This is a genomic window from Bradyrhizobium sp. USDA 3240, assembly GCF_054063295.1.
This window is the reverse complement of record NZ_JBSSGD010000002.1, coordinates 8211172-8234426: the sequence shown is the minus strand read 5'-3', so window position 1 is coordinate 8234426 and position 23255 is coordinate 8211172. Positions and strand designations below refer to the sequence as shown.

The following is a 23255-nucleotide window of genomic DNA, read 5'->3' as shown; positions in this document are numbered from 1 at the left end:
AGAGCATCTGCCTGGGAAAATACCCCGACCGACCGCCCCAATGGGCGGTCGTCCACCGCTAAAGTCGGCCGAAAATGCCGTGCCCTGCCCTACAGCGACCGCCGCAGCAGATGGGCCAGTTCGCCGACCAGGCCGCGCCGGAACAGCAGCACGCAGGCCACGAAGATCACGCCCTGGATCACCGTCACCCACTGGCCGAAACCGGCGAGATATTGCTGCATGGCGATGATCACGAATGCGCCGACCACCGGGCCGAAGATGGTGCCGAGGCCGCCGACCAGCGTCATCAGCACGATTTCGCCGGACATCGACCAGTGCACGTCGGTGAGCGAGGCATTCTGCGCCACGAACACCTTCAGCGAGCCGGCAAAACCCGCCAGTGTGCCCGACAGGATGTAGGCCAGCATCTTGTACTGGTCGGTCTTGTAGCCGAGCGAGATCGCGCGCGGCTCGTTCTCCCGGATCGCCTTCAGCACCTCGCCGAACGGCGAGTTGATGGTGCGGTAGATCAGCAGGAAGCCGCCGAGGAATCCGGCCAGCACGACGTAGTAGAGCACCGTCGGCTTCGACAGGTCGAAGATCCCGAACAAATGGCCCTGCGGGATGCCCTGAATGCCGTCTTCACCATGGGTGAACGGCGCCTGCAGATAGAGGAAGTAAAGCAGCTGCGACAGCGCCAGCGTGATCATCGAGAAATAGATGCCTTGCCGCTTGATCGAGATGAAGCCGGTAACGAGGCCGAGCAAGGCCGCCGCGGCGGTGCCGGCCACGATGCCGAGCTCCGGCGGCAGCCCCCACACCTTCAGCGCATGCGCCGAGACGTAGCCGGCGGTGCCGAGGAACATGGCGTGGCCGAACGACAGCAGGCCGCCATAGCCGATCAGCAAGTTGAAGGCGCAGGCCAGCAGCGCAAAGCACAGCGCCTGCATCACGAAGAAGGGATAGATCCCCGTGAACGGCACCACCGCCAGCAGCGCCGCCATCACGGCGAATACGATCATCTCGTCGCGCATCGCGCGCGGCGTCACCGGAAGTGTATCGTCGGTCAATGCTGACATATCAGGCCGCCCGTCCCGTCAGTCCCGTTGGCTTCACCAGCAACACCACCACCATCAGGACAAACACCACGGTGTTGGAGGCCTCGGGATAAAAATACTTGGTCAATCCCTCGATCACGCCGAGCGCGAAGCCGGTGATGATCGAGCCCATGATCGAGCCCATGCCGCCGATCACGACCACCGCGAACACCACGATGATGAGATCGGCGCCCATCAGCGGGCGGACCTGGTTGATCGGCGCCGACAGCACGCCGGCGAGCGCGGCAAGACCGACGCCGAGCCCGTAGGTCAGCGTGATCATGCGCGGCACGTTGATGCCGAAGGCCCGCACCAGCGTCGGGTTCTCGGTGGCCGCGCGCAAGTAAGCACCGAGCTGCGTCTTCTCGATCAGGAACCAGGTGGCAAGGCACACCACCAGCGAGAAGATCACGACCCAGCCGCGATAGATCGGCAGGAACATGAAGCCGAGATTGACGCCGCCCTTGAGCTGATCCGGGATCGAGTAAGGCAGGCCCGAGGAGCCGAAATAGTTCTGGAACACGCCCTGCACGATCAGCGCGATGCCGAAGGTCAGCAGCAGCCCATAGAGATGGTCGAGGCCGGCGAGCCATTGCAGCATGGTCCGCTCGAGGATCATGCCGAAGATGCCGACGATGACGGGTGCGATGAGCAGCGCCCACCAGTAGTTGATGCCGCCCAGGTTGAGCAGGAAATACGCCACGAAGGCGCCCATCATGTAGAGCGCGCCGTGCGCGAAATTGATGATGTTGAGCATGCCGAAGATGACGGCGAGCCCCAGACTGAGCAGCGCGTAGAACGAGCCGTTGATCAGTCCCACCAGAAGCTGTGCGTAGAGAGCCTGCATCGAATGAGCTTTCGCTGGATAGATGAAGCCCGCCGACCACGCCCATGGCCGGCGGGCATGATCGTTACTTCTTCAGGAGCGCACAGGTGCTCTTGTCGAGCGGCGTGAAGGCCTGGTTGCCCGGCACGGTGCCGACCAGTTTGTAGAAGTCCCACGGTCCCTTGGACTCCGAAGGCTTCTTCACTTCGAACAGATAGGCGTCGTGGGTGACGCGGCCATTGGCCTCGACCTCGCCCTTGCCGAACAACGGATCGTCGGTCGGGATGGTCTTCATCTTCGCGACCACCTTGGCGCCGTCATGCGGATTGCCACCGAGCGCTTCCAGCGCCTTGAAGTAATGCAGCAGGCCCGCATAGACGCCGGCCTGCACCATGGTCGGGGGAGCGCCGCTCTTCATCTTCTCCGAGAAGCGCTTCGAGAACGCGCGGGTCTTGTCGTTGAGGTCCCAGTAGAACGTCTCGGTGAAGTTGAGGCCCTGCGCTGTCTCGAGCCCGATCGCCTTGACGTCGGTGAGGAACAGCAGCAGCGCCGCGAGCTTCTGGCCGCCCTTGACGATGCCGAACTCGGCAGCCTGCTTGATCGAGTTTGTGGTGTCGCCGCCGGCATTGGCGAGACCGATGATCTTGGCCTTGGAGGCCTGCGCTTGCAGCAGGAACGAGGAGAAGTCCGCGGTGTTGAGCGGATGCTTGACGCCGCCGACCACCTTGCCGCCATTGGCGGTGATGACGGCGGTGGTGTCGCGCTCCAGCGCCGCGCCGAACGCGTAGTCCGCGGTCAGGAAGAACCAGGTGTCCCCGCCCGCCTTCACCAGCGCCTGGCCGGTGGCGTGCGCCAGCATGTAGGTGTCGTAGGTCCAGTGCACCGTGTTCGGCGTGCACTGCGCATTGGTGAGGTCAGAGGTCGCGGCGCCCGAATTGATGTAGACGCCGTTCTTTTCCTTGACGACGTTGTTGACCGCGAGCGCGACGCCGGAATTCGGCACGTCGACGATGGTGTCGACCTTGTCGACGTCGAACCACTGGCGCGCGATGGTGGTGCCGATATCGGGCTTGTTCTGGTGATCGCCGGAGATCAGGTCGATGGTCCAGCCCTTGGCCTTGAGGCCGGAATCCTCGATCGCCATTTGCGCCGCCAGCGTCGAGCCGGGGCCCGCGAGGTCGGCATAGAGGCCGGACTGATCGGACAACACGCCGATCTTGACGATCTTGTCGTCAGCGGAGGCGACACTTGCAACGGAGAGCACCATCGCGGTGCCGAGCAGCAGCGCAGAAATCGTATTCTTCATCGGGTATTCCCTCGTCCTAAATTTTCTGGCTCGGGCGACTTCAGACGCCGAGATAGGTATGCAGCTTGTCCATGTTGGCCGACAGCTCCGAATTCGCGAAGCCGTCGATCACCTTGCCGTGCTCGACGATGTAGTAGCGGTCGGCAACGGTCGAGGCGAAGCGGAAATTCTGTTCGACCAACAGGATAGTGAATCCCTGCGACTTCAGGCGCGCAATGGTGTGCCCGATCTGCTGAATGATGACCGGCGCCAACCCTTCGGTGGGCTCGTCCAGCATCAGGAAGCGCGCGCCGGTGCGCAGGATGCGCGCAATCGCCAGCATCTGCTGCTCGCCGCCCGAGAGCTTGGTGCCCTGGCTGTTGAGCCGCTCCTTCAGGTTGGGAAACAGCGTGAAGATCTGGTCGAGCGGCAGGCCGCCCGGACGCACCACCGGCGGCAGCAGCAGATTCTCGCGCACGTCGAGGCTCGAGAAGATGCCGCGCTCCTCGGGGCAGAACGCGATGCCGAGCCGCGCGATGCGGTCGGAGGTGGCGCGGATGATCTCCTTGTTGTCGAAACGGATCGAGCCGGAGCGCTTGTTGATGACGCCCATGATCGACTTCAAGGTCGTGGTCTTGCCGGCGCCGTTGCGGCCGAGCAGCGTCACCACCTCGCCGGCCCTCACGTTGAAATTGATGCCGTGAAGAATGTGGGATTCGCCGTACCAGGCCTGCAGGTCGCCCACCGTCAGCACCTCGGTGCCGGCCGCAGCCACGGGCCTCTCCGCCAGTTTTGCCTCAGCCATGACCCGCTCCCAGATAGGCTTCCTTCACGCGCTCGTCCTTGGAGAGGTCGGCGTAGTTGCCCTCCGCGAGCACCTGCCCGCGCGTCAGCACGGTGATGATGTCGGAGAGGTTGGCCACCACCGAGAGGTTATGTTCGACCATCAGGATGGTGTATTTGGCGGAGATCCGCTTGATCAGCGCCGCGATCTTGTCGATGTCCTCGTGGCCCATGCCGGCCATCGGTTCGTCGAGCAGCATCATCTCGGGGTCGAGCGCGAGCGTCGTTGCAATTTCAAGTGCGCGCTTGCGGCCGTACGGCATCTCGACCGCCGGGGTGTTGGCGAATTCGCTCAAGCCGACGTCGTTCAGCAGTTCATGGGCGCGCGAATTGAAGCGGTCGAGCACGGTCTTCGAGCGCCAGAAATCGAATGACGCACCGTGCTGGCGCTGCAGCGCCACGCGCACGTTTTCGAGCGCGGTCAGATGCGGAAATACCGCCGAAATCTGGAACGAGCGGACCAGCCCGAGCCGCGCCACGTCGGCCGGCGGCATCGCGGTGATGTCCTGGCCCTTGTAGCGAATCTGCCCGCCCGTCGGCTTCAGGAATTTGGTCAGCAGATTGAAACAGGTGGTCTTGCCGGCGCCGTTCGGCCCGATCAACGCATGGATGCTGCCGCGACGCACCTTCAGCGCAACGTCGCGAACGGCAAAGAAACCCGCGAATTCCTTGGTCAATCCGCTGGTTTCGAGAATGAACTCATCGGCCAAATAGATTCCCCCATACGCCATCGCCGCGAAGCCCGTCGCCCGCGTGGCCAGCTCTTTTTCATGTTCGACAGGTTGTCCGTACGTCTTGGAAACCGTCCGGGGGCCTGTCGCCTCCGGGCCGGAATATGCCGTCATCTGTGGCGGTTACGCAAGGTGGAAAGCTGTGCAGTGCAGTATTGGCACGACCAGTTCCGGTTGATCCTTAGTCGAATGGCCTTCGAGCGCGCTTTGCGCCTCGGAAAGCCGTCATTAAGGCTGTTTTGCTCCTGACTTTCCTTTTCATAGAATATTTCCGCTTCTCGCCGACGCTCTCGCCATTGTATTAAGGGCGGCCAGAGCCTTGCATTTCGAGAGCGCCAATTCCTCGGTCATCAAGTCGATCCGGCAACGTGATTTTCTCAACACGTGGCTGCGACTTTATGCCCGTGGCCAGACCATCCCGCGGATCGATGAATTTCAGCCGGAGCGGATCGAGGAAGATCTGCCGGACACCGTGTTCTTCACCGTCGACGCGGCAGCGCAGCCGCCGCAACTGACGATCGAGAGCGACGGCACGCGGATGGCCACCGCCTACGGACACAGCGGCAAGGGCCGCCTGCTCGACGACTATCTCGGACCGCGGCTCGCACCGCTCGTGATGCCGGTCTACCATGAATGCATCGCGCGGCGGCTGCCCGCCTACACCATCACCGATATCGACGACATCTACGGTCACGTCGTGGCCTATGAACGACTGCTGCTGCCGTTCTCGGACGGCGGTGCCGTCACGCATCTTGTCGCCTCGCTGAAGACGATCAGCGACAACGGCAGTTTCGAGATCCGCAATCTGATGCGCGGCAACGAGACGCTGCCGAACTTCAAGCTGTGCGCGATCATCGACCGCGACCTGTTCCACCGTGCCCCCGGCCGCATCCCGCCCGCGGATGTGCTCGAGTTCGGCTAGCTCATGCCATTCAGAAGCGCCGATCCATCGGTGGTCAAATCGATCACGCAGCGGGTGCTGCTGAACGCCTGGCTGCGCGCGCTGCGCATGCCGGACACCCTGCCCCTGCTGTGCGATTTCCACACCGACGGCACCGCCGACGAGCGGGCCGACATGATGGGTTTTGATGTCGTCGGCAGCGGCGACGCCGCCCGCTTCATGATCACGCAGGAAGGCGCGCGGCTGACGACGGCCTATGGCAACGAGCATGTCGAGCCGCGGCTGCGCACCAACCGCTATCTCGACGACGCGATCGGCCCCGAGCGCTATGCCGGCGTGATCCTGTCCTATCGCGCCTGCCTCGCGCGCAAGCGTCCGACCTATACGGTTGCGGAGGTCACCGACGCCGACGGCAAGGACGTGTCCTATGAGCGGCTGCTGCTGCCGTTCGGGCGCGGCGGCACCGTCGAGCACATCATCGGCTCGTACAAGGCGATCAGCATCGAGGGCGGCTTTCGGCTGCACAATCTGATGGGCGTGAAGGCGAAGGCCGTGCCGGTCGTCACCGTGCGGGCGGTGATCGATCGCAGGTTCGTGCCGGCGGATCGTCCGGCGAGCCATGATTCAGTCGAGCTGATCTAGGCCCGTGCAAAGCCTCAGACTGCAAGACGATCCAAAGGAACCGTAACCCTCAACCTGAGCCCGCTCGGCAGCCAACTGTGCTCAACCTTGCCGCCGAGCTGATCAGAAATGCTGCGCTCCGCAAGCACGCTCCCAAAACCTTTGGCTGATGGCGGAGCGACAATTGCGGGGCCGCCTGTTTCCTTCCAATCAAGTTGCAAGTTGTCGCCCTCAGTCGCCCATGTGACACTGATCGAACCGGTCGGCTCCGATAGCGCGCCATACTTGGCCGCATTCGTCGTGGTTTCATGCAGCGCGAGAGCGAGACCGGTCACGGCCATAACACCCACGGGCACAGTGGGTCCCCCTAGGATGATGCGTTCGCGAGACGTGTCATCTTCGTACGGTCGCAAGACCGTTCGCACGACGTCTCCCACGGTCGTTCGCTCGCTGTGGGTCTCCGTACCCATAATCCCGGGACGGATTAGATCCTTGGCTTGCATGAGAGCGTTCAGACGGCCCCGTAAGGATTGAGCCATTTCCTGCGGCGTTCGAGCTGACCGAGCGCTCAGACTTATGATGCCTTGGAAAACGGCAAACATGTTCTTTACGCGATGGTTTGCCTCCCGAGCGAGCAGCCGTTGGCGCTCTTGCGCAGCTACACGTTCGGTCGTCTCACTGACGATGCAAAGTACACCGCCAATTTCGCCCGCCAGGTTTTGAACAGGAGAATAGGAGATGTCGAAGTAAACTGTTTCCGGGTAGCCGTGGCGCTCGATGTAGAAGGGACGATCCTTGGCGAAGACTGTTTCGCCGGTGTTGAGGACGCCTCTCAGTAGCGGTTCTAAATCATCCCACAACTCGGCCCAATTCTCGCGTGCAGGCCGTCCAAGAGCCGTTGGGTGCTTCTGACCTATCGACGGTGCATAGGCGTCATTGTATAGCGCCACAAACTCCGGCCCCCAGAACAGCACTATCTGTGCTTTTGCCGGCAGCATAAGGCTGACTGCACTCTTGAGGTGTGCAGGCCAGTCCGCGATTGGCCCCAAGCTGGTTGCAGACCAGTCAAGAGACCTGATGAGTGCGGCAGCTTCGCCCCCACCTTGGGGAAAATCGCCTTCGACGTTGCGAACGGTGCCCATGGCGTTCAACAAGCAGATTTTACCATCGGGAACAAGACTCGCGACACCAGCCTGTGTCAAGGCCGTTGCGGGTCAACGCGTCAACCTTTCTTGCGCGCCTTCGCCGGCACTTCCTTGGCGTAGGTGTCCGGCTTGAAGCCGACGACGCGCTTCGAACCGAGATCGAGCACCGGGCGCTTGATCATCGAGGGCTGCTCGGCCATCAGCGCCAGCGCCTTGCGCTCGTTCAGTCCTTCCTTGTCGGCATCGGGCAGCTTCTTGAACGTGGTGCCGGCGCGGTTGAGCAGCGTCTCCCAGCCGACCTCGTCGCTCCACTGCTTGAGCTTGTCCTTGGCGATCCCGGCGGTCTTGTAGTCGTGGAAGTCATAGCCGACGCCGTGATCGTCGAGCCAGGCGCGCGCCTTCTTCATGGTGTCGCAGTTCTTGATGCCGTAGATGGTGATCGTCAAAGCCGTTCCCCGCATGCGATTGCTGCGGAGAAACTAGCCTCACTGCAACGGCAGCGCCAGATCAGACCGCGCCGCGAGGACGTGAAGAAGGCGTAGTGCCCATACTCGGTGTCGTCCCCCGGCTCGACCGGGGGACCCAGTACGCCGCGGCATCTCCGTATCTCACAGCAGCCTCTGGATCGCCCGGTCGAGGCCGGGCGATGACATCGGGTTATGACGAGAAGAAGCGGTCTCCACACCGATATTAGTGGCCTCAATGCGCGTCATGCGTGAAGACGAAATCGTGATCGCTGGCATGGGCCTCGTGGCAGGCGAAGCACGTCTCGTGCTGGGCGGCATCGACCGGCTTGCCGTCGATGAAGCGGCCAAAGCCCCAGCCGCCGGTCGAGGCATATTTGGCGGAGTCCTTGACCATGACCTGGACAGTGGTCGCCGGTCCCGTGATGAACGCACCGTTGAGGCCCGCAACCGGCTTGCGCTTCCAGGCGAGCTTGACCAGCACGGTACCGTCGGGGAATCGCGCGGCGCCGTCCTGATAGGCCTTCACGGCGGTCGCATTGCCGAGCACGCTGCGCAGTTCGTCGAGCCCGGTCTCCTCGCCGACCGCGATCAGCTTCCAGTCGCGATAGCCGTCCGGAATCTTCACGCCGAAGATCGGCGATGCCAGCGCCGCATCGTCGGCATGTCCGACGGCGAACGGCAATGACGCGCTGATGCAGGCTGCCGCGATCGCGGCAGCTGCCCATTTCACAACCTGTCTCATGATCCGTGATCCGCGCTCTCGATTATTGTTTGACGCGTTTTCTTCACGCGAACCGGCATCCACTTCGCTTGAAAACGCTCTAGACCTTGCTGACGTCGATGATGGCCTGGGTGAAGGCCTGCGGCGCTTCCTGCGGCAGGTTGTGGCCGATGCCGCCGGTCAAGGTCCGATGCTCGTAATGCCCGGAGAACTTCTTGGCATAGGCCGCGGGCTCCGGATGCGGCGCGCCATTGGCGTCACCCTCCATCGTGATGGTCGGGATCGCGATCACAGGCGCCTGCGCCAGCGTCTTCTCGAACGCGTCGTACTTCGCCTCGCCTTCAGCGAGACCAAGCCGCCAGCGATAGTTGTGGATCACGATATCGACATGGTCGGGATTCTCGAACGCCGTGGCACTGCGGTCGTAGGTGGCGTCGTCGAACTTCCACTGCGGCGAGGCGAGCTGCCAGATCAGCTTGTTAAAGTCGTGCCGGTTCTTGGCATAGCCCTCACGGCCGCGCTCGGTCGCGAAATAGAACTGGTACCACCATTGCAGCTCGGCCTTCGGCGGCAGCGGCATTTTGCCGGCCGCCTGGCTGCCGATCAGATAGCCGCTCACCGACACCATGGCCTTGCAGCGCTCCGGCCAGAGCACCGCCATGATGTTGGCAGTGCGCGCACCCCAATCATAGCCGCCGAGCACAGCCTTCTCGATCTTCAAGGCATCCATCAAGGCAATGATGTCGGCGGCGACCGCGACCGGCTGGCCGCTGCGCATCGTGTCGCTCGCGAGGAAACGCGTCGTACCGTAGCCGCGCAGATGCGGCACGATCACGCGATAGCCGGCCTCAGCCAGCGCCGGCGCGACGTCGGCATAGCTGTGGATATCGTAGGGCCAGCCGTGCAGCAGGATCACTGCGGGACCCGACGCCGGGCCCATCTCGACGTAACCGGTATCGAGCACGCCGGCATTGATCTGCTTGACCGGACCGATCGTGGTGTGGCTACCCGCCTTGACCGCCGGCAGCGCCGCCTTGGTCTGCGCCTGGGCCGATCCGATCAAGCCGAGCCTGCAAACGGTGAGGATTCCGCCGGCGATGCCGAGGAAGCGGCGGCGTTGCTGATTGACGGATTGGGACATGGCGATCTCCTTAAGTCTGGTGTCGGGATCGACTATCGCAGAGACCGCCCCCGTCCGCTTTCAGAGGACGTGGATTTATCCTTCAGACCGTCGTGATTTTGGCCCCACGCCGCCTGTGCTAGGTTCCGCCCGGCATTCAGCCGCCGGCCGCCGGACCCTTCGATTTGACCTACCATTTCAATGACTTGATCCTCGACTCCGAGCGCCGGGAGCTGCGCCGCGGCGATACCCTGGTGGCCGTCGAGCCGCAGGTCTTCGATCTGCTCGAGTTCCTGATCCGCGCCCGCGACCGCGTCGTCAGTCGCGACGAGGTGCTGGCGGCGGTCTGGCATGGGCGGATCGTCTCGGAAGCGACGCTCTCCAGCCGGGTCAATGCGGCACGGACCGCGATCGGCGACAATGGCGAGGAACAGCGGCTGATCCGCACCCTGCCCCGCAAAGGCCTGCGCTTCGTCGGCGATGTCAGGGAGCACAGCGCGCCCGATCATCCGGTTGCGGACAAGGCCGCCCCGCCACGGCCGAGCGAGGGTCCGTCGATTGCGGTGCTGCCGTTCACCAATATGAGCGGCGACCCCGAGCAGGATTATTTCGCCGACGGGATCGCCGAGGACATCACCACCGCGCTGGCGCGCTGCAGCCGCCTCACGGTGATCGCGCGCAACTCCGCCTTCACCTACAAGGGCAAGGCGGTCGACATCCGGCAGGTCGGGCGCGATCTCGGCGTCGGTTATGTGCTCGAAGGCAGCGTCCGCCGCGGCGGCGACCGCCTGCGCATCACCGGGCAATTGATCGACGCCGTCTCCGGCGCCCATCTGTGGGCCGACCGGTTCGACGGCGCGGCGACCGACGTGTTCGACCTGCAGGACCGCATCACCGAGAACGTGGTCGGCGCGATCGAGCCGACCTTGCTGGTCGCGGAAGCCGAGCGGGTAAGGTCGGCGCCACCCGACAGGCTCGACGCCTACGACCTGCTGCTGCGCGCCTACAGTTTGAGGTACGAGTTCACGCCCGAGAGCATGGTTGCCGCGCTCGATTGCCTCGACCAGGCGTTGGCGCTCGACCCGGCTTACGCGCCGGCGCTGGCGGCGTCGGCCTATTGCCATGCGATGCGTCATGTCCAGGGTTGGCTGAAGCCGAACGACGCCTACCGGGAACGCGCGGTCATGCAGGCTTGGCGCGCGGTCGAGCTCGCGCCCGGTGCCCCTCAGGTGCTGTGGATGGCGGCGTTCGCGATCTGGAACATGGCCGACGAGATCGAACCCGCGCGCGAATTGTTCGAGCGGTCGCTGGCGATCAACCCGAATTCGGCGATGGCGCTCGTCCTCTGCGGCTGGATCGAGGCGATGCGCGGCAACCAGCAGGCCGGCCGGGCGATGATCGAGCGCGCACAGCGGCTGAACCCGCACGACCCGCGCGGCTGGTTCGCCTCCGCCGCGCTCGCAATCTGCGCCGTGCTCGACCAGAATTTTGCCGAAGCAGTGATGTGGGCCGACAAGGCGCTGGCGCAGAACCGCCGCTTCGCGGTCGCGCTGCGCGTCTTGATCGTGGCGCTGGTCAAGACCGGCGAGACCGAGCGCGCGACCCAGATCGCGCGCGAACTGCTCAAGGTGGATCCGGAATTCACGATCTCCGGATTCCTGGCCCGGATCCCCTTCCCGGTGGAAGCGATGTCCGCGGCCTATCGTGAAACCCTCAAGGCGGCAGGCGTCCCGGACTGACGCCGCTCGGAGGACGTGTTGCCCTTGTACCTAGCGGTACGCTACCCGACATACAGAACGCCGGGGCATTGCTCTTTCCGGGGCTAGCGCAACGCCACCAAGCATCCATTCAGCTTGGGGGCGTTGTTTGATTCAGTGGCCGGCATTTAATGGCATCAGTGATGGAACTTTTGGCTTCGTCGCGCTTCTTGATTCCGTTTTGGTCAGGATTGTTAGTGGAGAGAGGAGCCATGAAGCGCCGCCGCCGCCGCGTTGCTCACATTAGTCCCCTTGAAGAACGCCTTGCCGAAGAAGCCAAAGACCTGCGCGCACGCGCTACAAAGCTTCCCCCAGGTTCCGAACGGGACGGTTTATTGCGACGCGCGCGGCATGATGAAGCCGCTGCACATATGGCTGAGTGGTTGATGTCTCCCGGTTCACTGGTGCCGATCTAGGAGGCGCCCAGATGCATCGCCGATCCGTTTCCCCTAAATTTGAAGATCGACTCGCCCAAGTGAACGAGTACCGGCGTATACGGTTGGGCAAGACGGCCACTTTACCGCGTTCCGCGCGTTCAAGTGCGCCGGCGACAGCGACGCTATAGTTTGGGCTAAGCAGCTCATAGACGGCCACAATATCGAACTGTGGAGCGGCGAACGCTTCGTGATCCGGCTCGAACATCAAGAGAAGTAAGGGCGCCTCAGTTGTCGTCCGCAATCTTGCCCTTGCCTTCGCAGGTCTTGCATTTGACCGGATAGATTTTGTGGCCCGGCTTTGCCGACTGCACTACGACCGGAAAGCCCGTGCCATCGCAGGCCGGGCAGACACTCTCTTTGATCTTCGGCTGCATTTGAAGCCTTTCCGGCCGCCTCAGTTCGGGGCCTATTTGTCAGGCGCGATCACCGGAGGCAGCGGCTGCGTCGGCAGGATATCCGTATCAGTTTGATACCCTCGCGACATAGCGAGAGCCAATGCCAAGACGCCTGTGGTTTGATGATCGCGCCACGCATGTGAGCATCTTGGACCCTCCGGGTAACATGCACAATCTGACAGAAGTTGTAGGCCGTCTCAATTGGCGGCCCGTTTTGCTCATGTCACTCCTTGGCCCTCAGCGGACATCGCACAGCCCTAAGTCTGCGTCTGCTTTTGAACCGGACATGGTCACTGTCCCAACAGCAACCAACGTTGTTGGATGATCATTGTTGAATCTAAGAAGTGTGCTGCGATGGGCCGGTTACTTTGCCCATAAGGAGGTTATACCAGACAATCCTGCAGCTGAGAGCGTCGCCGGATCTCAAGCGGCCTCGCTCCGCGAGCGTGTTCGGCGGCTTTGAGGGGGAGGCACACTGAAGCAGATCGGTCTTTTCGAAATGCGCCGATTGGAGGCGTTGAGCAACACCATCTTCGGCGTTGCTATGACGCTGCTGGCCTATGATCTACCGAAGGCCAGCACGTTCGCGAACGCGCCGGCTTGGATAGACCTTGTCCGTGCGTACGCACAACCTGTCATCGCGCTGATGATCAGCTTTATCGTCGCCGGCGCTGCGAGGTCACCGCAATCCTGAGTTGTTCGCCACCGCGGTCTTCCCGGTCTTCGTGTGCGTGTTTGGAACGCTGATAGCCGTTGTCGCGCCGTCGGTTGCGCAATTCACATGGTGTCTCGCATTTGGCGCGCCTCTGGCAGGCTGGTGGGCGGCCCGGCGTTGGCCGTCGAGGACAAATTAGCCATCTCGGTGTCCCGATTCCGATTAATCGAGCGGCAACCAAGGTTTGGCCAGTGCTGTCAGTAGGACTACTGCAATGGTTTGGCCGATGTTCTGGGCACCCAGCAAAGTGTGAGTCGACTTACTCAAACGAAAGGCGCCTAGTGCCTGGATCATCGACCGCCCACGGCATCCACCGGTGACTGAGAGTTTTGTGCTCCCGCCTATACCGCGAGAGCATTTATGCCGAGGAATACGCCCCCACCTCTCTGCAATAAATGCAGCGAGCCCATGAGATGGCTGCTAGCGAAGAGGGACGGTCGTGAGTTCCGCTGCATTGATTGTGATCGTCCGGATCCACCAAAATCGCCAGTAACGATGAGACTGATCTTAGGTCCATTGAAGCGACCGGACTGAGAAGTAAGGCCGCCTCGGCGTCTCTGGACTACGCGATCCGACTTCCGAGTCTGACCTATCTCAGACCTCGCGCATTTGTCCGTGTGGCGCCCATTGAACCCCAGTGAACGCCTCGTTCGGAGGGCGTATCGCTGACTGGCCAATAACGGATTGTATTTTGTCAGATCGTGCGTAGTTGGCAACTATCGTCTTTCGTCAAAGACGGCCGAGAGTTCGGCGTTCCCACAGCAGAGTAGCTTCCTCAGAATGGGGCTGAAAATGACAGAACTCCGAATTGACGCTGGCAAAGCAGAACGAATAATCGCGCAAACCTTGCGCGACGAAAAGGGCATACCTCCAGCCGATGCAGCCGCCGTGGCTGCAAATATTTGTCGGCGGCTTACGATCGCGATGCCGAAGAGCCCCTCATTGGATCGCTATCGGATCATTTCGAGAGAGCCTCCAGTCGGCGACGGTTTCGCGAGTGCAGTGGCCAAAAAGCTCACTGAAGGGAAGAGTGAGCCTTGGAACGCCAGCGAACTTTGGGGGCTTGTTTACAATCAAGGTCGCCATCTTCGGACGAACTAGCAATAAACCGCGTTGAATGTCCGCTCCTGCTCGGACCCAACTGCCCGAAAGCATCGCCCACCAGGCCCCGCGGCTCGACACTCCCGGACTAACACCCATCTAAAACTCAAAAGTGAGCAATTTTGCTCAGACGAGAGCTAAGCCGTGTGCTGATCTAGCAAGCGCCGGAGGATTGCTCTATCCGGGGCTAGCGCAACGCCACCAAGCATCATTCAGCTTGGGGGCGTTGTGAGCCTGCCTAGGTGGTGAGTTGTCCCGCACATATTTGCATTCTGCCCTGCGTGGTCATTCGCAGCCTGCCCGATAGTTGGACCATGTAACCCATTGCGATCAGCCGGGCGCTGTGTTCGGCCGGGATCACTGCTGGAGGGCTGGTTACGCCGGACGTATTGCCGACTATAAGCAAGGAGGCAAACTCTTCGGAGGTAAGCGGTTTCGTTTTTGAGACCATAATTCGAGTATGGCCATATCTTGGCAGTTCCGGATGTTCAATTTTGAACACATCAGCAAATAAGGCCGTCTCAGTTGGCGACCTCTTTCATTCATTGAGTGCGAAACCATTTCGCCTCTTGGCCCTTCGGCGATCTCGGGAGATGTCCGCTTTTCCGCCGCTGTTGCGCTCAAGCGGACATCAGGCACCGGCCGCTCAGTGAGTACACGGCTTATGCAGGACTACTGCAGTCGCTTGGCCGCTCCGGTGAAGCGAGCGCTACAATCCCGGTGATCTCGCCGCCCAAGCCTTGGTTGCCTGGCAGCTTTCCATCGCTCGGAGGTAGGCTGGGCGTGCCGTCGTGCGGGTGAGATAGTCCCGCTCGGTCGAACCAGGGACGTAGTTGCCGGTTCGCATGCCGAGCAGAAGCGCGTAGCTCACCGAGATATCGGCCGCAGTGAATCGGTCGCCGGCGAGATAGGGGCAATCCGCAAGGCGGCGGACAACCAACCCCAGCCGGCTCTCGAAGGTCTCGAATGCCCAACAAGTAACCCGGGCATCTCGCTCGGCTTCAGGCGCCAATTGGCGACCGACAATGACGGCGTTCATCGGCCCGGCGAGCCCGGCCTCGCCCATGTGGAGAAATTGCAGGTAGGAAGCGAAGGCGGGATCGTCAGGGGCGACGGCAAGCGAACCTGAGCCGTGGCGGGCGAGCAGGTATTCAAGGATCGCGATCGATTCGACCATGATCGTCTCGCCGTCCTGCAGTACGGGAATGAAGCCGGCGGGGTTGATCGCGAGGAAATCGCGATCAATCTCGGCTGCGAGCAGATCGACCGGGCGCAGCCGATAAGCCAGCCCCAATTCCTCGAGCAGCCAGACCACACGGAAGCCACGACCTTCGCCATAGACGGTGAACATAGTTGAGCGTTCCTGGATTGGGCTGGATGAAGGAACTCGGAGATAAGGCAGCCGCGCAACGGATTATCGATGGCGCATCATGCACCCAAAGCCCGGCGCGAGGGACATATTTCTGAATATTAGAAAATTACGCCTGAGTTGCCCGACGTGTCAAGTTGCTTGGTCGAATGCCGGCCACCGCCGGCTACTTTGCATGGGGTTGTTTTCGATATTTTGGCAGCGCCCCTACCCGCGACCCTGACCGCGCTACATGTTGTCGATGACAGCGGCACTGCCCTCGGAAGACGTGCGGGTGGACGCAGCGGCAGCCATGATCGCCGGGATGATGCCGTCGACGCGATCAACCACGATCGGACGGATCAGGTGGCTGCTGTGAAGGAAACCAACGCGTTGCAGGTGGTCGAGCATGGCCAGCATGGGATCCCAAAAGCCCTTGATGTTGGCAAAGACCATCGGCTTCCGGTGTTGCCCGAGCTGGGCCCAGGTCATGACCTCGATGATCTCTTCCACTGTGCCGATGCCGCCGGGCAGCGCCACGAACGCGTCCGAACGTTCAAACATCTTGTGCTTACGTTCGTGCATTGTCTCGGTAACCGTCAGGTCATCGAAGATTGCCAGCGCATCCGTGGTGGACTCTCGGTTGGTGAGAAAGCGCGGGATGATGGCACCGACCTTGCCGCCGGATTGAAGCACCCCGCGTGCGACCGCACCCATGACACCATTGGTTCCGCCACCGAAGATCAGCTCCAATCTTGCCGCCGCAAGATCCCTGCCGAAGCGTTCGCCCGCTTCGACAAAGGCAACATCGTTGCCTGGCGAGGAACCGCAATAGACACAGACGGAACGTATCGTATTCATACTGAACCTTTGCACGCTAGCCCGCTCCGCCCGGTTCGAGCGCCTCGCCGAGTTCGAGCGGATGCGCCATGGTCTGGTGCAGCGCGTCCTTGTCGAGCTCGCCCTCGGAGAGGCTGATCACGATGCAGGCGACGCCGTTGCCGATCAGGTTGGTCAGCGCGCGGCACTCGCTCATGAACTTGTCGATGCCGACCAGGATGGCGATCGACTGGATCGGAATATCGGGCACGATCGACAGCGTCGCGGCCAGCGTGATGAAGCCCGCGCCGGTGACGCCGGAGGCGCCCTTCGAGGTGATCATGGCGATGCCGAGGATACCGAGCTCCTGCCAAATCGTCAGATGGGTGTTGGTGGCCTGTGCCAGGAACAGCGTCGCCAGCGTCATGTAGATGTTGGTGCCGTCGAGATTGAAGCTGTAGCCGGTCGGCACCACGAGGCCGACCACCGAGCGCGAGGCGCCGAGATGCTCCATCTTCTGGATCATCTGCGGCAGCACCGTCTCCGACGACGAGGTGCCGAGCACGATCAGGAGCTCGTCCTTGATATAGGCGATGAAGCGGATGATCGAAAAGCCCGCCAGCCGCGCGATCGCGCCCAGCACGATCAGCACGAACAGGATGCTGGTGAGATAGAAGGTAGCGATCAGCGCCGCCAGGTTCACCAGCGAGCCGAGACCGTAGGCGCCGACGGTAAAGGCCATCGCACCGAACGCGCCGAGCGGCGCGACGCGAACGATCATCCGGATGATGCCGAAGAACATCTTGGACGCCTTGTCGATCGCCTCGGCGATCGGCTCGCCGGGCTTGCCCATCAGGGCAATGGCAAACCCCGAGAGGATCGAGATCAGCAGCACCTGCAGCAGGTCGCCGCGCGCCAGCGCGCCGAAGAAGCTGTCGGGGATGATCGCCATCAAATGGGCGACGATGCCTTGCTCCTTCGCCTGCGTCACGTAGGTGGAGACCGATTTCGGATCGATCGTGGAGGGGTCAATATTGAAGCCGCGACCGGGCTGCAGCAGCTCGCCGATCAGAAGGCCGACCGCGAGCGCGACCGTCGACACCGCCTCGAAATAGATCAGCGCCTTCAGCCCGACCCGGCCGACGCGCTTGAGGTCGCCCATCGAGGAGATGCCATGCACCACGGTGCAGAAGATCACCGGCGCAATCATCATCTTGATCAGCGCGATGAAGCCGTCGCCGAGCGGCTTCAACTGCTTGCCGAGGCCGGGATAGAAATGACCGATCAAGACGCCGGCGGCGATCGCGATCAACACCTGGATGTAGAGGATCTTGTACCAGGGCTGATGTCGGTGATGGGCGGCGGGCTTGATCGCGTCTGTGGTCATGAGGTGCCCCGGGCTGGAATGAACTCATCTGGTGATGCCATCTTGGCGGAGCCGCGCGCAAGCGACAATGGCCATTCGCGCCCGCCGCGCGCGCACACGAATCTGTCATAGACTACGGCCGGCTCGCATCCGGAGGCTGAGATGGAATTCACCGCACTGTTTCTCGCCATCACCATCGCCATGCTGGTGGCCTGGCGTGGTCCGCGTCCCCTCGCGATCGGATTGTTCGCGGTGATCCTGGTCGCCTGCGTCGCGACCTTGCTGCACCACGCCACCGACCGTCTCACGCTGTCGTTCTGAGGCAAGCCATGACCGACACCCAGGCCGTGACCCTCAATGCCCTCGCGCTCTATGGCCTCGCGCTGTTGCTGGCCGCGGCTTTTGCAGCGCAGTTGCTGTTGCACGAGCTGCCCTGCCCGCTTTGTTTGTTGCAGCGCATCCTTTTCGCCCTGCTGGCGATCGGACCGATCCTGAACATCCGCTTCGGACCGCGGCCGAGCCACTATGCCCTGTCGCTGCTGACGGCCGTCCTCGGCGCCTCGGTCTCGACCCGGCAGGTCCTGCTGCACATCCTCCCCGGCGATGCCGGCTATGGGTCCGCGCTGCTCGGCTATCATTATTATTCGTGGGCGCTGATCGGATTCATCGCGGCGATCGTCCTGCTCGCCGCGATGCTGCTGTTCGATCGCCAGTTCGAGCACCGCGCGGCGCCGGGCACTTCGCCCGGCAAATTCGCGCAAGGCGCCGTGTGGCTGGTGGTCGGGCTGACGGCGCTGAACGTAGTGTCCACCCTGCTCGAATGCGGCTTTGCCGCCTGCGCCGACAATCCGGTCGTCTACGAGCTGCTGAAGCAGACGAGTTAGGGCCGCTTCGGGATATTCAACCCGCGCTCCACGGCCGGCCGCTTGAGACCGCGCTCCAGCCAGGCCGCGACATGGGTGAACTGGTCGAACTCGACGAGCTCGCGCGCGCCGTAGAAGCCGATCAGGTTGCGCACCCAGCCGAGCATCGAAATGTCGGCGATGCTGTACTCATCGTCCATGAACCATTGCCGTCCGGCCAGATGCGTCTCCATCACGCCGAGCAGGCGCGCGGATTCGGCGACATAGCGCTGCAGCGGCCGCTTGTCCTCATAATCCTTGCCGGCGAATTTGTGGAAGAAGCCGACCTGGCCGAACATCGGCCCGATGCCGCCCATCTGGAAATGCACCCACTGGATCGCCTGGTAGCGGCGCGCGGCATCCGCCGGCAACAGCTTGCCGGTCTTCTCGGCGAGATATTGCAGGATCGCGCCGGACTCGAATAACGGCAGCGGCTTGCCGCCGGGACCGTTGGGATCGAGGATCGCCGGGATCTTGCCGTTCGGGTTTAACGACAGGAACTCCAGCGTCTTCTGGTCGTCCTTGTTGAAGTCGACGAGATGGACCTCATAGGGCAGCCCGATCTCCTCGAGCATGATCGAGACCTTCACGCCGTTCGGTGTCGGCAGCGAATAGAGCTGCAGGCGGTCCGGATGCTGGGCGGGCCAGCGTTTTGTGATGGGAAAGGCTGACAGATCGGTCATGTCGACATTCTTTGCATGGTTGTTGTTGGATGGCTAATGTACGGAGCTCATTGAAAGCTGCAAGGTCTGCAACCGGCCATGAACGATCAACAGACAGAGGCAACGCTCGGTCCCTCCGACGACGAACTCGCGACACATCCGACCGTGTTCGCGGCCGACGCGTTGGCCGGTCAGGTGGTCGTCGTATCCGGCGGCGCGGGCGGCATCGGCCGCGCCATCGCATGGCTGTTCGCCCGGCTCGGCGCCCATGTCGTGATCGCGGGACGCAGTGCCGACAAGCTCGATGCGCTGGTCGGTCATCTCGGCCGCAAGGGCCCGAAGGCGTCGGCTCACGTTGTCGATATCAGGGATCCCGACGCGGTCAGCGCGATGTTCGACGCGCTGTGGACCGAGCATGGCCGCGTCGACCATCTCGTCAACAGCGCCGGCGGCCAATTCCCGCAAGCCGCGATCGATTTCTCGATCAAGGGCTGGAACGCGGTCGTCAACACCAACCTCAACGGCACCTGGTACATGATGCAGGCCGCGGCGCAGCGTTGGCGCGACCGCAAACATCCCGGCAGCATCGTCAATATCGTCGTGGTCACGACGCACGGCCTCTACGGCATCGCGCATACGATCGCGGCGCGCTCCGGCGTGATCGGCCTGTCGCGCGCGCTCGCGGTCGAATGGGCGCCGCTGAACATCCGCATCAATTGCATCGCGCCGGGCGCGATCGAGACCGAGGGCTGGAACGTCTACAGCGAGGCGGCCCGCGCCGCCTATCCACGCTCCAACCCGATGATGCGTCCGGGCACGCCCTGGGACATCGCGGAGGCCGCCGTCTATCTCGCCGCGCCCTCCGGCAAGTTCATCACCGGCGAGACGCTGACCGTCGACGGCGGCGGCCAGCATTGGGGCGAGACCTGGACCACCGGCAAGCCCGACTACTTCAAGGGCGACGAATAACGCACGCATACGCCGCCCACCGTTCTTCGATTATTTGCCGTCGTCGAAGCTGACGATGACAGCGGCATTCGCGATCAGGATCGGGTCGTTACCGATATCCGACGGAATCTCGAGCCCGCCCGCGATCGCCTTCACCGTCTTGGTGCCATAGGGCAGTTCCTTGGCGACGGCTTCGGTGTCGACCGCTTCGGGATTCGGCACGGCGATCGTGACGTCGACGAACATGTCGTTGGCGGTCTTGCCGAGCATGCGGAAGAAGCCGAGGCTGGAATGGCGGATCGCATCCGAGACCGCGCGCTTGGCGGCCTTGGTGGCGTCGCGGCCGTGGACGTCGACGCCCATGCCCATTTCGGTGATACAGCGCACGCGTGTCATGAAACTTTCCTGTTGTCGTTGGCGTGAGAGACCTTCACTCCTTCGCCCCCGGCACGCGCGGCGTCAAGCCGGGTCCCTCGCCTCGCTGACGCTGTTGTGATCGCCGCGCGCCAGCAGCCATGCCGCAAGACCGGCAAGGATCGCCGCCGCAACCACCATGACGCAGGCCGCGCTCCAGCCCCATGCCGAGACGACCGCGCCGACTGCGATCGGTGCGGTCACCTGGCCGAAATTGCTGCCCGTCATCAACAGTCCCATCATGACCGGCACCATCGCCGCCGAACGCGCCGCCGCGGGTGCGGTCGCCAGCAACGTTGCGGGGATCAGGCCGCCGGTCGCAGAGAACAGCAGGCACAGCAGGCACAGCATGAAGCCGCCCGCGCCGCCGAGCACCGGCAGGAAGATACCGACCGCGGACGCGCCCATTACGACTGCCGCAACTGCGATCAACCCAGTCCGGCTCACGCCGCGCGCGAGCAGATTGCCGGCGGCGAGATTGCCGACGACGTTGGCGGCCGCCGCCAGCGCACTGAGCCCGCCGGCGCCCTGGCTGGAGACGCCGAGCCGCTCGGTCAACAGGATCGGCAGGAAGCTGAACACCGCAAAGAACATCAGGCTGTAGAGCCCAAACAGCACCATCAGAAGCGCCGGCGTGCGGCGCCGCGCCAGCGCGGTTGCCTCTTGCATCAGGCCGCTCCGCGGGCCGGTCCGCGATGCCACCTCAGGCACGATGACGCTGGCGAGCACGAACAGCAGGGCGGCAAAGGCAGCGCTGGCCCACCAGATCGCGCGCCAGCCGTCGAACATCGGACCCGCGACCAGCGCCAGCGCGATCCCGAACGGGATCACGCAACTCCATACCGCCATGGTGATGTCGCGCGCACCGACATCGACCACGCGATTGAGCAATGCAGGGGCAGAAACCATCACCAGCAGGAAGCCGAGCCCTTCCAGCAGGCGCGACCCCAGCAACACCGCAAGCTGCGGCGCGAGCGCGCCCGAAGCCGCACCGAGCGTGATCGCCGCAAGCCCGCACAGCAGCACCCTGCGCGCGCCGACCGCGGCGATCACGACGCCGGCCGGAACGCTGCCGATGAGCCCGAGCACCGCAAAGATGCCGGCGATTGTTCCGACCGCGGCTAGGTCGATGCCGAGGTCTTGTTGCAGCATCGCCGCCGCAATCGGCACCTTCCCGACCTGGAGCGCGGCGCCGATCCCGCAACCGGTCACGACGGCGACCGTCGCCCATCGCTTCGCCTCGCTCTGCTGCACCACGGCCGTCTCGATCGTCATGCGTCCACTCCGCCAGTTCAGCCACCACAGATAGCGGTTCCAGATCATCGACAGGAGTGATATGTTTTGCATCCATTTGATCGATTTCATAGATCATGCTCGATAACCTCACGCTCGACCAGATCCGGGTCTTCGTCACCATCGCCGAGAGCGGCAGCTTTCGCGCCGCAGCGACGAAACTGGCGCGGGTGCAGTCCGCGATCAGCCATGCCATCGCCAACCTCGAGGCTGAGCTCGGTCTCATGCTGTTCGACCGCTCCGGCCATCGCCCGGCGCTGACGGCGGAAGGCAAGGCGCTGCTCGGCAACGCCCGCGACCTGCTGCTCCGCGTCGATGCGATGCGAGCGCGGGCGCGCGGCCTCGGCGAGGGAGTGGAATCGGAGCTCTCGCTGGTGGTCGACACGCTGTTTCCGATCGCCGCCGTCGGTGCAGCGCTGACGGAAATGCGCTCAGCCTATCCATCCGTGAGCGTGCGGCTCGCGGTCGAACCGATGGGCGGGCCGATCGCCGCCCTGACCGAACGGCGCAGCGCGCTCGCCGTCACGGTTGGGGAGGATTTTCGCGATCCCCGGCTCGCGCTCGATGCGATCTGCGCCGTGCAGATCATAGCCGTCGCCTCCGCCAGCCATCCGCTCGCGCGGCGCGGCCGCAAGAGCGTTGCCGACCTCGCCGATCATCTGCAGATCGTGCTGTCGGATCCGACGCCGCTGTCGGAGGGCCGCAGCTTCGGCGTGCTCTCGCCGCAGATTTGCCGGGTGAGCAATCAGGACACCAAGCACGCTATGATCCTGGCCGGACTCGGCTGGGGCCGGCTGCCGCTCTGGCAGGTCGCGCGCGATTTGAAAGAGCGCCGTCTGATGCGGGTCGAAACCGGCGCACTCGGCCGCAACGCCGCGCTCGCGATGGAGGCCTATCTCGCCCACCGGCTCGACGAACCGCTCGGCCCCGCCGCGCGCGCGTTTGCCGATGCACTGACGCGGATCGCCGCGCGCAGCAGCGCGCCGGCGAACAAGACGAAGGTACGCAAGCAGCGCTGAGTTCTCTCGGCGCGATCATTTCCCTTGTTGACATCGACCATGACGAGGCGTATGTCCCGCAACCTTCGCGAGCGCTGTCGCTCGCGATCAAACATGAGCACGATGATGCAACACGGTTTTGAAAAATTCCGCAGACTGTCGAACGGCCTTCGGCCGAACGATAGCGTGTGCCCGGCTCATGGGAGCGATCTCGCATAATGCGAGGTCGACAGTCCGCCTTAAACGGACCCTCCCGAGCCAGCCGCTCGGGAGGGTTTTTTGTTGTCCGAAGCACGGCTCATTCGAATTGCCCGGCGCAAGCCGGAACGGGAGACCCGGATCCCGGGGCTCGCGCGGAAACGCG

Annotated in this window: 24 protein-coding genes and 1 pseudogene; 9 read left to right on the top strand and 16 right to left on the bottom strand. The window is 63.0% G+C overall.

Annotation, left to right across the window (positions count from 1 at the left end; all coding sequences use genetic code 11):
- Positions 1-89 precede the first annotated feature (89 nt).
- The 5 genes from ACVIGA_RS39235 to ACVIGA_RS39215 form a co-directional block, all read right to left on the bottom strand.
- Positions 90-1058 (bottom strand): branched-chain amino acid ABC transporter permease, encoded by a 969-nt coding sequence (locus ACVIGA_RS39235; RefSeq protein ID WP_456670254.1) that lies wholly within the window; start codon positions 1056-1058, stop codon positions 90-92.
- A 1-nt stretch (position 1059) separates the two neighbouring features.
- Complete coding sequence (locus tag ACVIGA_RS39230; protein WP_050406473.1) at positions 1060-1923, bottom strand: branched-chain amino acid ABC transporter permease; 864 nt, start codon at positions 1921-1923, stop codon at positions 1060-1062.
- A gap of 64 nt (positions 1924-1987) precedes the next feature.
- Entirely contained in the window at positions 1988-3208 is a 1221-nt protein-coding gene (locus tag ACVIGA_RS39225; RefSeq protein ID WP_456670253.1) for an ABC transporter substrate-binding protein, read from the bottom strand.
- Positions 3209-3248: 40 nt separating this feature from the next.
- Complete coding sequence (locus ACVIGA_RS39220; protein ID WP_456670252.1) at positions 3249-3992, bottom strand: ABC transporter ATP-binding protein; 744 nt, start codon at positions 3990-3992, stop codon at positions 3249-3251.
- Entirely contained in the window at positions 3985-4740 is a 756-nt protein-coding gene (locus ACVIGA_RS39215; RefSeq protein ID WP_456670251.1) for an ABC transporter ATP-binding protein, read from the bottom strand. The genes ACVIGA_RS39220 and ACVIGA_RS39215 overlap by 8 nt, the downstream gene beginning before the upstream one ends.
- Positions 4741-5080: 340 nt before the next feature.
- Here ACVIGA_RS39215 and ACVIGA_RS39210 point away from each other — a divergent pair, with 340 nt between their 5' ends.
- Both ACVIGA_RS39210 and ACVIGA_RS39205 read left to right on the top strand, forming a co-directional pair.
- Entirely contained in the window at positions 5081-5683 is a 603-nt protein-coding gene (locus ACVIGA_RS39210) for a PAS domain-containing protein (RefSeq protein WP_456670250.1), read from the top strand.
- 3 nt (positions 5684-5686) lie between these two features.
- Positions 5687-6304, top strand: a complete 618-nt coding sequence (locus ACVIGA_RS39205; protein WP_456670249.1) for a hypothetical protein — start codon at positions 5687-5689, stop codon at positions 6302-6304.
- A gap of 14 nt (positions 6305-6318) precedes the next feature.
- On the opposite strand, the gene ACVIGA_RS39200 is transcribed toward ACVIGA_RS39205, so the two are convergent.
- The 4 genes from ACVIGA_RS39200 to ACVIGA_RS39185 all read right to left on the bottom strand — a co-directional run bounded on the left by ACVIGA_RS39200 (position 6319) and on the right by ACVIGA_RS39185 (position 9757).
- The gene (locus tag ACVIGA_RS39200; protein WP_456670248.1) at positions 6319-7425 is read right to left on the bottom strand and encodes an HWE histidine kinase domain-containing protein; all 1107 of its coding nucleotides are present in this window, start codon (positions 7423-7425) and stop codon (positions 6319-6321) included.
- 80 nt (positions 7426-7505) lie between these two features.
- Positions 7506-7874 carry an ArsC family reductase gene (locus ACVIGA_RS39195; RefSeq protein WP_456670247.1) on the bottom strand — a complete coding sequence of 123 codons (369 nt, stop codon included), beginning with the start codon at positions 7872-7874 and terminating at the stop codon, positions 7506-7508.
- Positions 7875-8127: 253 nt separating this feature from the next.
- Positions 8128-8637, bottom strand: coding sequence for a cytochrome P460 family protein (locus ACVIGA_RS39190; RefSeq protein ID WP_456670246.1), 510 nt, complete (start codon positions 8635-8637; stop codon positions 8128-8130).
- A 79-nt stretch (positions 8638-8716) separates the two neighbouring features.
- Positions 8717-9757, bottom strand: coding sequence for an alpha/beta fold hydrolase (locus ACVIGA_RS39185; RefSeq protein ID WP_456670245.1), 1041 nt, complete (start codon positions 9755-9757; stop codon positions 8717-8719).
- Positions 9758-9921: 164 nt separating this feature from the next.
- Here ACVIGA_RS39185 and ACVIGA_RS39180 point away from each other — a divergent pair, with 164 nt between their 5' ends.
- The gene (locus ACVIGA_RS39180) at positions 9922-11475 is read left to right on the top strand and encodes a winged helix-turn-helix domain-containing tetratricopeptide repeat protein (RefSeq protein WP_456670244.1); all 1554 of its coding nucleotides are present in this window, start codon (positions 9922-9924) and stop codon (positions 11473-11475) included.
- A gap of 161 nt (positions 11476-11636) precedes the next feature.
- On the top strand, positions 11637-11909 hold the full coding sequence (locus ACVIGA_RS39175) for a hypothetical protein (RefSeq protein ID WP_456670243.1): 273 nt from the start codon (positions 11637-11639) through the stop codon (positions 11907-11909).
- A 245-nt stretch (positions 11910-12154) separates the two neighbouring features.
- Here ACVIGA_RS39175 and ACVIGA_RS39170 read toward each other — a convergent pair whose 3' ends face one another.
- A complete protein-coding gene (locus ACVIGA_RS39170; protein WP_456670242.1) occupies positions 12155-12304 on the bottom strand; it encodes a zinc finger domain-containing protein in 150 nt (49 codons plus the stop codon).
- Positions 12305-12824: 520 nt separating this feature from the next.
- On the opposite strand from ACVIGA_RS39170, the pseudogene ACVIGA_RS39165 reads away from it, so the two are divergent.
- Positions 12825-12995: pseudogene (locus tag ACVIGA_RS39165) on the top strand (TMEM175 family protein); the annotation flags it as partial.
- A 1855-nt stretch (positions 12996-14850) separates the two neighbouring features.
- Here the strand turns inward: ACVIGA_RS39165 and ACVIGA_RS39160 are convergent.
- The 3 genes from ACVIGA_RS39160 to ACVIGA_RS39150 form a co-directional block, all read right to left on the bottom strand.
- Positions 14851-15492, bottom strand: coding sequence for a glutathione S-transferase family protein (locus tag ACVIGA_RS39160; protein WP_456670241.1), 642 nt, complete (start codon positions 15490-15492; stop codon positions 14851-14853).
- A gap of 246 nt (positions 15493-15738) precedes the next feature.
- Positions 15739-16350 carry an LOG family protein gene (locus ACVIGA_RS39155; RefSeq protein ID WP_456670240.1) on the bottom strand — a complete coding sequence of 204 codons (612 nt, stop codon included), beginning with the start codon at positions 16348-16350 and terminating at the stop codon, positions 15739-15741.
- 16 nt (positions 16351-16366) lie between these two features.
- Positions 16367-17695: a dicarboxylate/amino acid:cation symporter gene (locus ACVIGA_RS39150; protein WP_456670239.1), complete on the bottom strand. Its 1329-nt coding sequence runs from the start codon at positions 17693-17695 to the stop codon at positions 16367-16369.
- A gap of 141 nt (positions 17696-17836) precedes the next feature.
- On the opposite strand from ACVIGA_RS39150, the gene ACVIGA_RS39145 reads away from it, so the two are divergent.
- Together ACVIGA_RS39145 and ACVIGA_RS39140 are read left to right on the top strand one after the other, a co-directional pair.
- Positions 17837-17995 (top strand): DUF5993 family protein, encoded by a 159-nt coding sequence (locus ACVIGA_RS39145; RefSeq protein WP_021080068.1) that lies wholly within the window; start codon positions 17837-17839, stop codon positions 17993-17995.
- A gap of 8 nt (positions 17996-18003) precedes the next feature.
- Positions 18004-18558, top strand: a complete 555-nt coding sequence (locus ACVIGA_RS39140; RefSeq protein ID WP_456670238.1) for a disulfide bond formation protein B — start codon at positions 18004-18006, stop codon at positions 18556-18558.
- On the opposite strand, the gene ACVIGA_RS39135 is transcribed toward ACVIGA_RS39140, so the two are convergent.
- Entirely contained in the window at positions 18555-19259 is a 705-nt protein-coding gene (locus ACVIGA_RS39135; RefSeq protein WP_456670237.1) for a glutathione S-transferase family protein, read from the bottom strand. The genes ACVIGA_RS39140 and ACVIGA_RS39135 overlap by 4 nt on opposite strands.
- 78 nt (positions 19260-19337) lie before the next feature.
- Here ACVIGA_RS39135 and ACVIGA_RS39130 point away from each other — a divergent pair, with 78 nt between their 5' ends.
- Positions 19338-20207, top strand: coding sequence for an SDR family oxidoreductase (locus tag ACVIGA_RS39130; RefSeq protein ID WP_456670236.1), 870 nt, complete (start codon positions 19338-19340; stop codon positions 20205-20207).
- Between the two features lie 30 nt (positions 20208-20237).
- Here ACVIGA_RS39130 and ACVIGA_RS39125 read toward each other — a convergent pair whose 3' ends face one another.
- Both ACVIGA_RS39125 and ACVIGA_RS39120 read right to left on the bottom strand, forming a co-directional pair.
- Positions 20238-20582, bottom strand: coding sequence for a Lin0512 family protein (locus ACVIGA_RS39125; protein WP_456670235.1), 345 nt, complete (start codon positions 20580-20582; stop codon positions 20238-20240).
- Positions 20583-20645: 63 nt separating this feature from the next.
- Positions 20646-21947: an MFS transporter gene (locus ACVIGA_RS39120; protein WP_456670234.1), complete on the bottom strand. Its 1302-nt coding sequence runs from the start codon at positions 21945-21947 to the stop codon at positions 20646-20648.
- Between the two features lie 23 nt (positions 21948-21970).
- Between ACVIGA_RS39120 and ACVIGA_RS39115 the strand changes: the two genes are divergently transcribed.
- A complete protein-coding gene (locus ACVIGA_RS39115) occupies positions 21971-22912 on the top strand; it encodes a LysR family transcriptional regulator (RefSeq protein WP_456670233.1) in 942 nt (313 codons plus the stop codon).
- The last annotated feature ends 343 nt before the right edge of the window (positions 22913-23255 follow it).

Bases quoted from the DNA above. Each gene is read 5' to 3' on its own strand.
- ACVIGA_RS39150 (WP_456670239.1), bottom strand. From the start codon at position 17,695: ATGACCACAGACGCGATCAAGCCCGCCGCCCATCACCGACATCAGCCC.
- ACVIGA_RS39190 (WP_456670246.1), bottom strand. From the start codon at position 8,637: ATGAGACAGGTTGTGAAATGGGCAGCTGCCGCGATCGCGGCAGCCTGC.
- ACVIGA_RS39160 (WP_456670241.1), bottom strand. From the start codon at position 15,492: ATGTTCACCGTCTATGGCGAAGGTCGTGGCTTCCGTGTGGTCTGGCTG.
- ACVIGA_RS39115 (WP_456670233.1), top strand. From the start codon at position 21,971: ATGCTCGATAACCTCACGCTCGACCAGATCCGGGTCTTCGTCACCATC.
- ACVIGA_RS39200 (WP_456670248.1), bottom strand. From the start codon at position 7,425: ATGGGCACCGTTCGCAACGTCGAAGGCGATTTTCCCCAAGGTGGGGGC.
- ACVIGA_RS39230 (WP_050406473.1), bottom strand. From the start codon at position 1,923: ATGCAGGCTCTCTACGCACAGCTTCTGGTGGGACTGATCAACGGCTCG.
- ACVIGA_RS39120 (WP_456670234.1), bottom strand. From the start codon at position 21,947: ATGCAAAACATATCACTCCTGTCGATGATCTGGAACCGCTATCTGTGG.
- ACVIGA_RS39130 (WP_456670236.1), top strand. From the start codon at position 19,338: ATGAACGATCAACAGACAGAGGCAACGCTCGGTCCCTCCGACGACGAA.
- ACVIGA_RS39155 (WP_456670240.1), bottom strand. From the start codon at position 16,350: ATGAATACGATACGTTCCGTCTGTGTCTATTGCGGTTCCTCGCCAGGC.
- ACVIGA_RS39235 (WP_456670254.1), bottom strand. From the start codon at position 1,058: ATGTCAGCATTGACCGACGATACACTTCCGGTGACGCCGCGCGCGATG.
- ACVIGA_RS39220 (WP_456670252.1), bottom strand. From the start codon at position 3,992: ATGGCTGAGGCAAAACTGGCGGAGAGGCCCGTGGCTGCGGCCGGCACC.
- ACVIGA_RS39140 (WP_456670238.1), top strand. From the start codon at position 18,004: ATGACCGACACCCAGGCCGTGACCCTCAATGCCCTCGCGCTCTATGGC.
- ACVIGA_RS39135 (WP_456670237.1), bottom strand. From the start codon at position 19,259: ATGACCGATCTGTCAGCCTTTCCCATCACAAAACGCTGGCCCGCCCAG.
- ACVIGA_RS39225 (WP_456670253.1), bottom strand. From the start codon at position 3,208: ATGAAGAATACGATTTCTGCGCTGCTGCTCGGCACCGCGATGGTGCTC.
- ACVIGA_RS39125 (WP_456670235.1), bottom strand. From the start codon at position 20,582: ATGACACGCGTGCGCTGTATCACCGAAATGGGCATGGGCGTCGACGTC.
- ACVIGA_RS39205 (WP_456670249.1), top strand. From the start codon at position 5,687: ATGCCATTCAGAAGCGCCGATCCATCGGTGGTCAAATCGATCACGCAG.
- ACVIGA_RS39145 (WP_021080068.1), top strand. From the start codon at position 17,837: ATGGAATTCACCGCACTGTTTCTCGCCATCACCATCGCCATGCTGGTG.
- ACVIGA_RS39170 (WP_456670242.1), bottom strand. From the start codon at position 12,304: ATGCAGCCGAAGATCAAAGAGAGTGTCTGCCCGGCCTGCGATGGCACG.
- ACVIGA_RS39185 (WP_456670245.1), bottom strand. From the start codon at position 9,757: ATGTCCCAATCCGTCAATCAGCAACGCCGCCGCTTCCTCGGCATCGCC.
- ACVIGA_RS39175 (WP_456670243.1), top strand. From the start codon at position 11,637: ATGGAACTTTTGGCTTCGTCGCGCTTCTTGATTCCGTTTTGGTCAGGA.